The sequence below is a fragment of the Klebsiella sp. 141203 genome (genome assembly GCF_032601985.1).
Taxonomy (GTDB): Bacteria; Pseudomonadota; Gammaproteobacteria; order Enterobacterales; family Enterobacteriaceae; genus Klebsiella; species Klebsiella aerogenes.
The window spans coordinates 284,946-297,268 of the sequence record NZ_JAQIRL010000004.1 but is presented as its reverse complement, the minus strand read 5'-3'; the positions used below and the strand labels follow the sequence as shown (position 1 = coordinate 297,268).

The following is a 12,323-nucleotide window of genomic DNA, read 5'->3' as shown; positions in this document are numbered from 1 at the left end:
GCTAAATTACGTTTTACTGTTTCGTTAATAACAACAATAGGCAGTAGGTATGGATAAAATTCACGCAATGCAACTCTTCATCCGCGTCGCGGAACTGGAGAGTTTCTCTCGCGCCGCCGATACCCTTGGGTTGCCCAAAGGTAGCGTATCGCGACAGATCCAGGCGCTGGAAAGCCATCTCGGCGCCCGCCTGCTGCACCGCACCACCCGCCGGGTGCAGCTGACTCAGGACGGCATGGTCTATTACGAACGCGCCAAAGACCTGTTAAGCAATCTCGAAGAGCTGGATGGTATGTTTCAGGGCGATCCATCGAGCATCAGCGGCCGCCTGCGTGTCGATATGCCGATCAGCGTCGCCAAAAAACTGGTCATCCCGAAACTTCCCGCGTTTTTACAACAGTATCCCGGCATTGAAATCGAACTGAGCAGTAGCGACCGGCTGGTCGATGTGGTGCGCGAAGGTTTCGACTGCGTGATCCGGGTGGGTACGCTTAAAGACTCGGGACTCATCGCCCGCCCGCTCGGCAAGCTCACGCAAATTAACTGCGCCAGTCCGCATTATCTGGCGCGCTTCGGCTACCCGGAAAGCCTCGACGATCTGGCGGATCATGCCCTGATCCACTACGCCAGCAACTTCGGCGCGCGGCAGCCTGGTTTTGAAGTCGTCAGTGATGGCGCCGTGCGCTGGGTGAAAACCGGCGGCGTGTTGACCGTCAATAGCACCGAAACCTACCAGGCCGCCTGTCAGGCCGGGCTCGGCATTATTCAGGTTCCGCGCATCGCGGTACGCGAACCGCTGCGCACCGGCGAGCTGGTTGAGATCCTGCCGCAGTACCGCGCCGAACCGATGCCGGTATCGATTATCTATCCACATCGGCGCAATCTCTCCCGCCGCGTACATCTCTTTATGGAGTGGCTGGGCGGATTGATGAAAGGTTATGTCGATTAATCAGCGCGAGTCGTCAATACCCGTCTGGCCGATGGGCGCCTGCAAGATGCGTCGTTTAAGGTATACTTCTGGCTGAATATCGCTGTAAAGAAAGGAAGAAATCACTTATGACGCCGGAAAACGACGATCGCCAGCCGCCACAGGAAACGGACCAGCAGCCGGAGAAAAACAAAAGTACGCTCGCCGCCATCAACGATTCCGCCGTTGGGCAGAAAGCTAACCAGGCGCTGAAAACGGTCACCGGAACGGCGGCCAAAGTCCAACGTAATCCGGTGATAGCCCACCTGCTACGCGCCGCCGAGCGCTTCAATGACAGGCTTGGCAATCAGTTTGGCGCAGCCATTACCTACTTCTCATTCTTGTCGATGATCCCGATTCTGATGGTCTCGTTCGCCGCCGCCGGTTTCGTGCTGGCATGGCATCCGACCCTACTGCAGGACATCTTCGATAAAATTCTGCAAAACGTCAGCGACCCGACGCTGGCGGCAACGCTTAAAAACACCATCAACACCGCCGTACAGCAGCGTACCGCCGTCGGGCTAGTCGGCCTGTTGGTCGCGCTCTACTCCGGTATTAACTGGATGGGCAACCTGCGTGAAGCGATTCGCGCCCAGTCGCGCGACGTGTGGGAACGTACGCCGCAGGATCAGGAAAAAATCTGGGTTAAATACTTCCGCGATCTGATCTCGCTGATTGGCCTGCTGGTCGCGCTGGTGATCACCCTGTCAATTACCTCCGTCGCCGGGTCTGCGCAGCAAATGATCATCTCCGCGCTGTATCTCGATTATATAGAATGGCTGAAACCCGCATGGCGCCTGATTGGCCTGGCGATTTCCATCTTCGCTAACTATCTGCTGTTTTTCTGGATCTTCTGGCGACTGCCGCGCCACCGTCCACGCCGCAAAGCGCTGTTCCGCGGTACGCTAATTGCGGCGATTGGCTTTGAGATTATTAAAATCGTGATGACCTGGACGCTGCCGGCTCTGGTGAAATCCCCCTCCGGCGCCGCCTTTGGTTCGGTACTGGGGCTGATGGCCTTCTTCTACTTCTTCGCCCGTCTGACCCTCTTCTGCGCCGCATGGATTGCGACCGCAGAGTATAAAGACGATAAGCGGATGCCGGGCAAAACCCACGATTAAAGTCATTATCGGGCTGAATAAAGACGCAAAATTCAGCCCGACCTATCATTTCAGCAGATAAATCCAACGCGTAACTTTTATTTAACCTAAAACTGGTTTTATTCTCTAATATTTTAATTATGTGAAGCATTTCATAGAAGATATTTTCTCAGGGCGAAAATTATCCGCTTTTTGCCTGTTTTTTGCGCGATGGCGAGTTTTGTTACAGATTGAAATGTCTCTTTTGCTGTGGCTATATGGCTTTTCGTTCGCTCAAAAATAAGAAAGATCTATGCAAGCCACAGCCACTACTATCGACAACGCGCAAGACGCCACGCCGGTTAACTCGCGTAATAAAGTCGTCGTCGCCTCGCTCATCGGCACCGCCATTGAGTTCTTCGACTTCTATATTTACGCCACCGCCGCGGTTATCGTCTTCCCTCATATCTTTTTCCCACAGGGTGATGCTGCCGCCGCGACGCTCCAGTCGCTGGCGACGTTCGCCATCGCCTTTGTCGCGCGCCCGATTGGCTCAGCGCTATTCGGCCACTTCGGCGACCGCGTAGGCCGTAAGGTCACACTCGTTGCCTCGCTGCTGACCATGGGCATCTCCACCGTGGTCATCGGCCTGCTGCCGGGCTATGAAAGCATTGGCATTCTGGCGCCGATGCTGCTGGCGCTGGCGCGCTTTGGTCAGGGTCTCGGCCTTGGCGGCGAATGGGGCGGGGCGGCGCTGCTGGCGACGGAAAACGCTCCGCCGCGCAAACGCGCGCTATATGGCTCCTTCCCGCAACTGGGGGCGCCAATCGGCTTCTTCTTCGCCAACGGCACCTTCCTGCTGCTGTCGTGGCTGTTGAGCGACCAGCAGTTCATGGAATGGGGCTGGCGCGTGCCGTTCATCTTCTCTGCGGTACTGGTCATTATCGGTCTGTATGTTCGCGTGTCGCTGCATGAAACCCCGGTCTTCGCTAAAGTGGCGGCGGCGAAAAAACAGGTCAAAATCCCGCTTGGCACGCTGCTGACTAAGCACGTGCGCGTGACCGTGCTCGGCACCTTCATCATGCTGGCGACCTATACCCTGTTCTATATCATGACCGTTTACTCCATGACCTTCAGTACCGCTGCCGCGCCGATTGGTTTAGGTTTGCCGCGTAACGAAGTGCTGTGGATGCTGATGATGGCGGTCATTGGTTTCGGCGTGATGGTGCCAGTGGCGGGCCTGCTGGCGGATGCCTTTGGCCGTCGTAAAAGTATGATTATCATCACCACGATGATTATTCTGTTCGCGCTGTTCGCCTTTAAACCGCTGCTCGGTTCCGGCAACCCGATTCTGGTCTTCGCCTTCCTGCTGCTGGGCCTTAGCCTGATGGGGCTGACCTTCGGCCCGATGGGCGCGCTGCTGCCGGAGTTGTTCCCGACGGAAGTTCGTTATACCGGCGCCTCTTTCTCCTATAACGTGTCGTCGATCCTCGGCGCGTCGGTCGCACCCTATATTGCCGCCTGGCTGCAGGGCAATTACGGCCTGCCGGCTGTCGGTATCTACCTGGCGGCGATGGCGGCGCTGACGCTGATCGCTCTGCTGTTGACCCACGAAACCCGCCATCAATCGCTGTAAGTTGCAGGCCCTGACGCTGTTGCCGTCAGGGCCATCACTCATCTCATCCTTACTTTTTCATCTGCGACAAAATTGTCCGGCACTGATTCGCCTCGCCTTCCGCCGGCGAGATCAGCGCCAGTAAAGCGGCCGCCGGCGTGACCAGCGTCGCTAACGCTGCCGCCACCGCGCCGCGGGCAATCAGCGGCCCGGCTTTCACCCCGGCATCCGGCGATTTAAAGGTACCGCGCACGTACAGCGGAGAACGCAGAGTAATCACCCGCAGGCCCTTACTTTCCGGGTCAACGGTCAGATCCAGCTGTTCAGAGGCAAAGCTGGCGGTGCCGGTAATGTTAATCAGCGCGTTCTCGGTATCGAAGGCGAAAATTTGCGGTCGCGCCACGCCGTTGACCACATCAATATTGGCCGCCGCGCAGTTCACCCGAACCTCCTCATCGCCAAAAATCTGCCCGATGATAAAGTTACCGACGTTTAAGCCGAGGATTTCCATCAGGTTACGGCTAATCAGACCATCATTCATCAGCAGCTTAAGGTTGCCGTTGCTGTTGCCGAGCAGCGCCGCCACCGAATTACCGCTGCCGCGCAGTTGTACATCGCCGCTCATCTCACCGAGCGTTTTCTGCATCATTTCAACGTTCGGCATCAGCGCCTTAAGCTTGAGCCGCCGCGCCTGCAAATTGGCTTCGCCCTGTAGCGGTTTTTTATCGCCCTGCAGATGCACGCTGCCGGCAATCGAACCGTTGGCCAGACCAAAGCGCACCGGTTGCAGGCGCAGGTCGCCGCGCTCAAGAATAATGTGGGTCGCCAGGTCGCTGATGGGCAGAGTACCGCCGTGTTCGATTCGCCGCCCCTTGAAGCGCACATCGGCGTCCATCACCTGCCATTTATCCGTCTCAAAGCGATCGGCCGGCAGGACTTTTCCCGCTGGCTGTACGGCATCGCCCGCTTTGCGTGATGAGGATTTCTTCGCCCCGCCTCCGGAATCAACGCCAATCAGCGGGCCCAGATCCGCCAGCCGCAGCTGTTTAGATTCCAGATCGCCGGTGAGCTTCGGTCGTGGTTTACCGGTGGTATAGGTCAACGAACCGTGGATATCGCTGTCGCCAATCCGGCCGTTAAAATTGCGATAGTCAAAACGCATGCCGTTTTTATGCTTAAAGTCGGCGCGCAGGCGGCCATCGGTGGAAAACGACGGCGTTTCCGGCAGCAGGACGCCGGTCAGATCGTAGAGGTCGCGCAGCGAGTCGCCGGCAAATTTCAGCCGCAGATCGATCCCGCCGACATTAAGCGGATCGCTGACCGTACCGCTAAACGCTATCCGGGTATTACCAGAGTGAAAATCCCCTTGTAGCGGGAACGGCGTACTATCGCTACGCAGCGCCAGCATGCCGCCAATTTTGCCGCTGCCGCTCAACGGCTGGCCTTTGTAGCGCCCCTTCACCGACAGGCCAAAGATATAATCGCCGGCTTTTGTCGCCTGCGCTTTGTCGCCCGCACCGGTGACTTCGCTAAACGGCAGCGCTTTGCCAAGCGGATCGACCACGATCGCGATATCGCTGCGGGTTACCTTATCGTCAATGGCGATGTTGCCGCGATCGAAGAGAATATTATCAAGGCGGAAAGACCAGGCCGATGGCGGGTTAGCTTTTTCGGATGCCGGGTCAGAAGCTAATTTAAAGGTCCAGTTATTGCTGTTTTCCGTCAGCCTTATCAGCCGGACGTCGGGCTGCTCGAGCTTAATCCACGGCAAATAGACCGTTTTGCTCAGCAGCGCCAGCGGGGCCAGCGTCGCTTCCACGCGCGGCAAATGCACCATCGTCACTTGCGGAATGTCGGGTGGGTTACCCAGCACAATATCTTCGGCATGCACATGCGGCCACGGGATCCAACTGCGCCAACCGCGCTCCTCAGGCTGTCGCTCCCACACCACGCCCAGGTCGCCGCGGATGGCGAATGGCCGATTGAGCTCGGCGGAAACTTTCTGATTGATCGTCGGCTTGAGCCGGTTCCAGTCAAAGGTCGCCAATACGATGAAAAAAAGAACGATTAACAGCACAATCGTTCCCGAGATAATAGCAATCGTTTTACGGGTTCTGGTCATCCCCTCTCCGCTCCTTTTGCGTCTCGTCACTCCTCACTATAGTTGAAGAGCGGAGATTCATCCGCCAAATGCGCTTTTCGTCACATTTTGCGCGTCAGGTCAAAAAATAATGGAACGATGTTTTAATATGGTTGACCCTGTCTGGTACCCAGCGCAAACTACCGCTAATTTCGATTCAATTTCAGGTCAGCACTATGTCTAAGAAAATTGCCGTGATTGGCGAATGCATGATTGAACTGTCAGAGAAAAACGCGGCGGTGAATCGCGGTTTCGGTGGCGATACCTTAAACACATCCGTCTACATCGCGCGCCAGACCAGCGCCGATGCGCTTAGCGTGCACTACGTGACCGCGCTGGGTACCGACACCTTCAGCCAGCAGATGCTGGAGTCCTGGCAGGGCGAACAGGTAAAAACCGATCTGATTCAGCGTATGGCTGACCGTCTGCCTGGCCTTTATTACATTGAAACGGACGAGACCGGCGAGCGCACCTTCTACTACTGGCGCAACGAAGCGGCGGCCAAATTCTGGCTCGAAAGCGAGCGCGCTGACGCCATCTGCGAAGAGCTGGCTACCTTTGATTACCTCTACCTGAGCGGCATCAGCCTCGCCATCCTCAGCCCGTCCAGCCGGGAAAAACTGCTCACGCTACTGCGCGAATGCCGCGCTAACGGCGGGAAAGTGATTTTCGACAACAACTACCGTCCACGCCTGTGGGCCAGCCAGCAAGAGACTCGCCAGGTGTACCAGCAAATGCTGGAATGCACCGATATCGCTTTTCTGACGCTGGATGATGAAGATGCGCTATGGGGAGCGGTACCGGTTGCCGAGGTTATCGCCCGTACCCACGCCGCTGGCGTCGAAGAGGTGGTGGTGAAGCGCGGCGCGGACTCTTGCCTGGTGGCGATTGCCGGCCAGCCGCTGCTGGAGGTGCCCGCGGTGAAGCTGGCGAAAGAGAAAGTGGTGGATACCACGGCGGCGGGCGATTCGTTCAGCGCCGGCTATCTGGCGGTGCGCCTGACCGGCGGCGACGCGGAATCCGCGGCGAAACGCGGACACCTCACCGCCAGCACGGTTATCCAGTATCGCGGGGCGATTATCCCGCGCGAAGCGATGCCGGACTAAGCTCCGATTCCCTCTGCTACCAAATCGAACAGTACTGTAGCCCCGGTAAGCGGTAGCGCCACCGGGGATTTTGAGGCCACCAACACCGGCTATAAATTAAAGGCAAGTCGTACGAACCGTAGGCCGGATAAGGCGTAGCCGCCATCCGGCGCAAAAGCGGCTCCGCGCCCGCTGCCTGTGTTACTGCCCAGGGGGAATATCCGTCGCCTCATTATGCGCATCAACCGCATCCGGCGTGGCGCTCATCGCCGCAGCGGGCGCTGGCGCCATCAGTTTTTCCCACGTCGCTTTCAGATCTTTCATGTTGTACTCCGGCTCGCCTTTCGGCTGCTGCAGCACCAGCGCCATATCCTGCGATAACTGCTGGCGCAGATACTGGTTCAACATGTCGACCGTCAGTGAGTTCAGGAACTCCTGGCGCAGTTTCTGATACTGCTCCGGCGCGATATCCACCACCTGATTTTGCAGCGAACGCATACGTTGGCTAATCAGGATATCGGTATCCGTGCGCGCGTAGGTGGCGAACAGCTTTTGCAGTTCAAGATTCTTTTGCGCAATCAGCGCATCGAACTCTTCCTGAGGCAGACCATTGTCGCGTACCTTCGCCAGCTCGCGCGATACCGCGCTCAGGTTGGCGTTCAGGCGTTCGCCCGGCGAGTCGATATTGATCGCGCACTGGGCGCGCTGATACAGCACGCGGCAATCAAAACCGAGGCCGATATCTTTTACGTTGCTTTTACTCAGATTCTGCTGCACGTGCCAGAACAGCGCTTCCCGAGCCAGGTCATCGCGCCAGTAGCGCTGCAGCGCGGCGGAATCGCGGATCGGCTGCCATGGGGAATCCCACATGATCGACAGCTTATCCTGACGTACGGCATCGGTCATGATGCTAACCGGCGTAGCTGGCAGAGGTGAAAGCGTTGGCACCGCCGCCGGGGTCTCGCGTTTACCTTTCAGTTCGCCGAAGATTTTGTTGATTTGCTCCGCGACGCTGCGGCTATCGACGTTACCGACGACAATCAGCGTCATCGCGTCCGGGGTGTACCATTTCTGATAAAATTCTTTCAGCTGTTTAATATCAACTGGTTGCTTCAACGGCGCCGCCGGATCGTGACCGAGCATCGTTGAGCCCTTCAGGCGATAGCGCCACCAGCCTTCCTGGGTATCCAGCGGCCAGGTCGCCACCATATCGCTGCCCTGCAGCGCATGATTGACCGCTTGCTGGGTGATGCTCAACTTACCGTTGGCGTCCGCCAGCCAGTTCAACGCTTCTTTAAGCAGGTCGTTGCGGTTGTTCGGCAGGCTCAGATTAAACAAGGTGAAATCATACGAAACGATCGCCGGCGGCAGAGGACGCTTCGGGTCAATACTCTGCTGCCACAGCGAACGCGCCTGCATCGTCGGGAGGCTGCCGCTTTGGGTCAGCGCCAGGCGCGGAATGAAATGACTGAAGCCGCTCTGCTGAGTGCTTTCGCTCAGCGAGCCAATATTCACAGCCAGGCGGACTTCGACGCGATCGCTAGGACGCTGCGGCGTGGCCAGCACCTGCCACGAAAAACCGTTCGCCAAAGTCCCCTGTTGCCAGGCCGGGTCCGGCTGGAGCGCTTCTGCCTGCACAGAACCGGCCGTCACTATCATCAGCAAACCACCGGTTAAGAGTCGAATTTTTGTGCCCTGCATGTGAACCCCTGATGAACATTCCTGGTTACATAGGCAACCCATCGCCGGGTTGCCGAAAAAGGTGTTGAATCAAATACGTCGGTTAGACCACGCGAAGGCGAAAATGTCGCATGAAGACGTAAAATAATCATGAGGTATCATTCCCCCAGAAGGGGAATGATACCTAATTTTGCGCAGGAGCCCATAGTTCATGGGCATAACATGAGGAATTACGAGGATAATTCTTGTGATTTGTCCGCGGGAACGCGGTTATTCAACACATCATCGAGCTGTTTGGCGTCGAGTTCTTTCACCCATTTCGCGACGACCACGGTCGCCACGCCGTTACCCACCAGGTTGGTCAACGCGCGCGCTTCCGACATAAAGCGGTCGATACCGAGAATCAGCGCCAGACCCGCCACCGGCAGATGCCCCACCGCGGAGATGGTTGCCGCCAGTACGATAAATCCGCTACCGGTAACGCCCGCCGCCCCTTTCGAAGAGAGCAGCAGCACCACAAGCAAGGTAATCTGATGGAAGATATCCATATGGCTATTGGTGGCCTGGGCGATGAACACCGCCGCCATCGTCAGGTAGATGGAGGTGCCGTCGAGGTTGAAGGAGTAGCCGGTCGGTATTACCAGCCCCACCACCGATTTGCGGCAACCCAACTTCTCCATCTTATCCAACATTCGCGGCAGCGCGGACTCCGAAGAGGAGGTACCCAGCACAATCAGCAGCTCTTCACGGATATAGCGAATGAACTTGAAGATGCTAAAGCCGGTAGCCCGCGCGATAGAGCCCAGTACCAGCACCACGAACAGAATACAGGTGATGTAGAAGCAGATGATCAGTTGGCCCAGCTGTACCAGAGTACCGACGCCGTATTTACCGATGGTAAATGCCATGGCCCCGAAAGCACCGATCGGCGCCAGGCGCATAATCATGTTAATGATGCCGAAAATGACCTGCGAAAAGCTTTCAATGACGTTGAAAATCAGCTGCCCTTTGCTACCTAAACGATGCAGCGCAAAGCCAAACAGGACGGCAAACATCAGCACCTGCAAAATATTACCGCTGGCGAAAGCGCCAATTACGCTTCCCGGGATAATATCGAGTAAGAAGGCGACAACACCCTGATCTTTAGCCTGCTCGGCATAGACCGCCACCGCGTGCGCGTCCAGCGTCGCCGGATCGACGTTCATGCCCGCGCCGGGTTGCACCACGTTGACAATGATAAGACCGATAATCAACGCAATGGTACTCACCACTTCAAAGTAGAGTAACGCCACCGCACCGGTACGACCAACGGCCTTCATGCTTTCCATCCCGGCAATCCCTGTCACAACGGTACAGAAGATAACCGGGGCAATGACCATTTTAATCAGTTTTACGAAGGCGTCGCCGAACGGTTTCATCTGCGCGCCAAGCTCCGGGTAGAAATGGCCCAGCAAAATACCGATGGCTATGGCCGATAAAACCTGGACATAGAGGCTTTTGAAGAGAGAGAGTTTCATAGGGTGTCCTTTGGGAATAACCACAGACAATGAAAGGTTATCTGTGTCTGTGGCTTAAAAATAACACCCTGGAAACATTTCAGAAATAAGTAACCGCGAAGTTGCAACGGAATTGTTAAAATATTTGAGCTGACTCGCACAAACAACTAAAAATGTTACAAACTTGCATCATCCTTTTCAGCGTGCAGGAAGCGCTGCATAAAGCTTTCCAGCGGTAAGGCGCAACCAAACAGGTAACCCTGGGCGATGTCCACCCCAGCCGCTTGCAACCATTTCAGCTGTTCTTCTTTTTCGACGCCCTCAGCGACGATTCGCAGCTTGAGCCCGCGCGCGAGCTGAATTATCGCCGGGACCATGCTGGTATCATCCGGCACCATATCAATAAACGCCTTGTCGATTTTCAGAATATCCACCGGCAGCGATTTCATATGTTGCAGCTGGCGCAACCCGGCATAACCCATGCCGAAATCATCCAGCGCAATACGCGTACCGGCGTCGCGCAGCGGGCGCAGCAGGGCAATCACCGCCTGTGGATCGTCAAGGCGGCGGCTTTCCGTCACCTCCAGCACCAACGTGCCGGGGGCGATACGGTAGCGTTCAATAAGTGCCAACAGCTCAACGCCGCGCTCGGGATGCAACAACTGCAGTAGCGAGACATTCACCGACAGCGGCAGCATGATGCCCTGCTGCTGCCAGGCTGCCAGTTGACGGCAGGCTTCTTCCATTACCCAATAGCCTACCGGCACCATCAACCCGCAGTTTTCAATTCGCTCAATCAGATCGCACGGCAGCGACCAGCTGCCATCGGCCTGTCGCTGACGCAGCAGAACTTCCGCACCGCAAATATCGCCGCTGGCAATATCCACCTGCGGCTGGAACCAGATGGCGAACTGCTGATTATCGAGCGCGGTGAGGATGTCGTGCTCTTCCATTAACCGGCGCTGGGCTTTTTCCATCTGCTCAGGGTCAAAGAACTCGATTTGATTTTTACCCTTACGCCGTGCCGTCACCGCGGCGGAAACCGCACGGCGATAGAACTGTTCGGCGTTCAGCTCGCTATTAAACATCGCGATGCCGACACTGGCACAGGGACGCAGCTGGACACCGTGCAGCGGCAATCGCTCGCTAATAGAAGTGAGCACTCGCTTACTTAGCAAAACCGCTTCCCAAGGCTCGCTAAGTCCGGGCGCGTAAATGGCGAAATCGTAACCGCTCACCTGCGCCAGTACCATATTGGCCGGGATAACTGCTTTTAGTTTCTCGACCAGCGTTAAGAGCAGCATCTCGCGCTGGCTCTCTTTCAGGACGCCCGCGGCATCTTGCAGGGTTTCACACGCCACCACCAGCAGCGCCGAAGGCTGCGGACGGGTCGCGGTCTGCTCCAGCATCGCCATCAAAAAGGCTTTGTTGGGGAGCTCAGACACCGGAAAACGGGTCGATTGCAGCGATAGCTCATCATGCTGGCGCAGCAAAGACTGCTGATTGCGGTTGTAGCAGCGCACCAGCATGCCAATTTCATCGTCCTGGTGCAGTCGCGGTAGGCTCAGTTGATGTCCAAGACGATCCTGAGGCGGAATATCGTTGAGTTCGCGGGCGATGGCGCGCAGCGGGCGAACAATCAGTCGGTTGATGCACCAGGTGAGCGCTACCGTTAAAACCAGCACCAAAAGTAAGTAAGTGGTCACCAATGTTGCAAGCGCGCTCATGACGAATTTGTACATGCGATAGGAATCCGCCTGCAGTACCAGATAAGCCAGCGGCTGCGGGTTAGCTGGGCGTTCCAGCGAGTAGATTGGCAGAGATATCTGCACCGGCAGTTCAAACAAGCGAGTGATCATCACCGGCACCGGACGCTCGGGAATAAAGCGCATCCGCAGCGCCTGGAATTGATTCGGTAGCACCACATCCGCCCGGCTGACGATGCCAGCAGGCTGAATGCGGCCCAAAATGGCTTCCGCTTCGGGAATGTCGGCTTTCAAAATAGCCGCCGACAGCGGCTCGCGAACGGAACGGGCGATACTTTCTAATTGCGTGGCCGTGGTATAGCGACTCTGTTGCACAAAGTGAAACAGCAAAATAGAACAAAAGACCAGGACAAACGCCATGGACACGCTCGCGACCATCGCCATCTGTTTAATTGTAAGTGAGCGGCTGACGCGCAACTGTGTTCTCCACTGAAACTGAACGACTATCCGGCAAGATCCATCGCTACCGGTCGTTTTCAGGCTGATTATATACGC

At 56.5% G+C, this 12,323-nt stretch carries 8 protein-coding genes; 4 read left to right on the top strand and 4 right to left on the bottom strand.

Annotation, left to right across the window (positions count from 1 at the left end):
• Positions 1-49: 49 nt before the first annotated feature.
• From PGR29_RS17850 to PGR29_RS17840, 3 genes are all read left to right on the top strand, one after another.
• A complete protein-coding gene (locus PGR29_RS17850) occupies positions 50-949 on the top strand; it encodes a LysR family transcriptional regulator (RefSeq protein WP_087858998.1) in 900 nt (299 codons plus the stop codon).
• A gap of 107 nt (positions 950-1,056) precedes the next feature.
• Entirely contained in the window at positions 1,057-2,088 is a 1,032-nt protein-coding gene (gene yhjD / locus PGR29_RS17845) for an inner membrane protein YhjD (RefSeq protein ID WP_087858997.1), read from the top strand.
• 271 nt (positions 2,089-2,359) lie between these two features.
• Positions 2,360-3,682: an MFS transporter gene (locus PGR29_RS17840; RefSeq protein WP_015703754.1), complete on the top strand. Its 1,323-nt coding sequence runs from the start codon at positions 2,360-2,362 to the stop codon at positions 3,680-3,682.
• Positions 3,683-3,731: 49 nt separating this feature from the next.
• Here the strand turns inward: PGR29_RS17840 and PGR29_RS17835 are convergent, their stop codons facing one another.
• A complete protein-coding gene (locus tag PGR29_RS17835; protein WP_316425039.1) occupies positions 3,732-5,783 on the bottom strand; it encodes an AsmA family protein in 2,052 nt (683 codons plus the stop codon).
• Positions 5,784-5,977: 194 nt separating this feature from the next.
• On the opposite strand from PGR29_RS17835, the gene PGR29_RS17830 reads away from it, so the two are divergent.
• Entirely contained in the window at positions 5,978-6,907 is a 930-nt protein-coding gene (locus tag PGR29_RS17830; RefSeq protein ID WP_045397203.1) for a sugar kinase, read from the top strand.
• Positions 6,908-7,087: 180 nt separating this feature from the next.
• Here PGR29_RS17830 and PGR29_RS17825 read toward each other — a convergent pair whose 3' ends face one another.
• The 3 genes from PGR29_RS17825 to hmsP all read right to left on the bottom strand — a co-directional run bounded on the left by PGR29_RS17825 (position 7,088) and on the right by hmsP (position 12,245).
• Positions 7,088-8,587 (bottom strand): M16 family metallopeptidase, encoded by a 1,500-nt coding sequence (locus PGR29_RS17825; RefSeq protein ID WP_316425038.1) that lies wholly within the window; start codon positions 8,585-8,587, stop codon positions 7,088-7,090.
• Positions 8,588-8,796: 209 nt separating this feature from the next.
• Positions 8,797-10,083: a dicarboxylate/amino acid:cation symporter gene (locus PGR29_RS17820; RefSeq protein WP_015369244.1), complete on the bottom strand. Its 1,287-nt coding sequence runs from the start codon at positions 10,081-10,083 to the stop codon at positions 8,797-8,799.
• A 155-nt stretch (positions 10,084-10,238) separates the two neighbouring features.
• Entirely contained in the window at positions 10,239-12,245 is a 2,007-nt protein-coding gene (gene hmsP / locus PGR29_RS17815) for a biofilm formation regulator HmsP (protein ID WP_316425037.1), read from the bottom strand.
• Positions 12,246-12,323 lie beyond the last annotated feature (78 nt).

Coding starts and splice junctions, on each gene's coding strand:
- PGR29_RS17850 (WP_087858998.1), top strand. CDS start 50: ATGGATAAAATTCACGCAATGCAACTCTTCATCCGCGTCGCGGAACTG.
- yhjD (WP_087858997.1), top strand. CDS start 1,057: ATGACGCCGGAAAACGACGATCGCCAGCCGCCACAGGAAACGGACCAG.
- PGR29_RS17840 (WP_015703754.1), top strand. CDS start 2,360: ATGCAAGCCACAGCCACTACTATCGACAACGCGCAAGACGCCACGCCG.
- PGR29_RS17835 (WP_316425039.1), bottom strand. CDS start 5,783: ATGACCAGAACCCGTAAAACGATTGCTATTATCTCGGGAACGATTGTG.
- PGR29_RS17830 (WP_045397203.1), top strand. CDS start 5,978: ATGTCTAAGAAAATTGCCGTGATTGGCGAATGCATGATTGAACTGTCA.
- PGR29_RS17825 (WP_316425038.1), bottom strand. CDS start 8,587: ATGCAGGGCACAAAAATTCGACTCTTAACCGGTGGTTTGCTGATGATA.
- PGR29_RS17820 (WP_015369244.1), bottom strand. CDS start 10,083: ATGAAACTCTCTCTCTTCAAAAGCCTCTATGTCCAGGTTTTATCGGCC.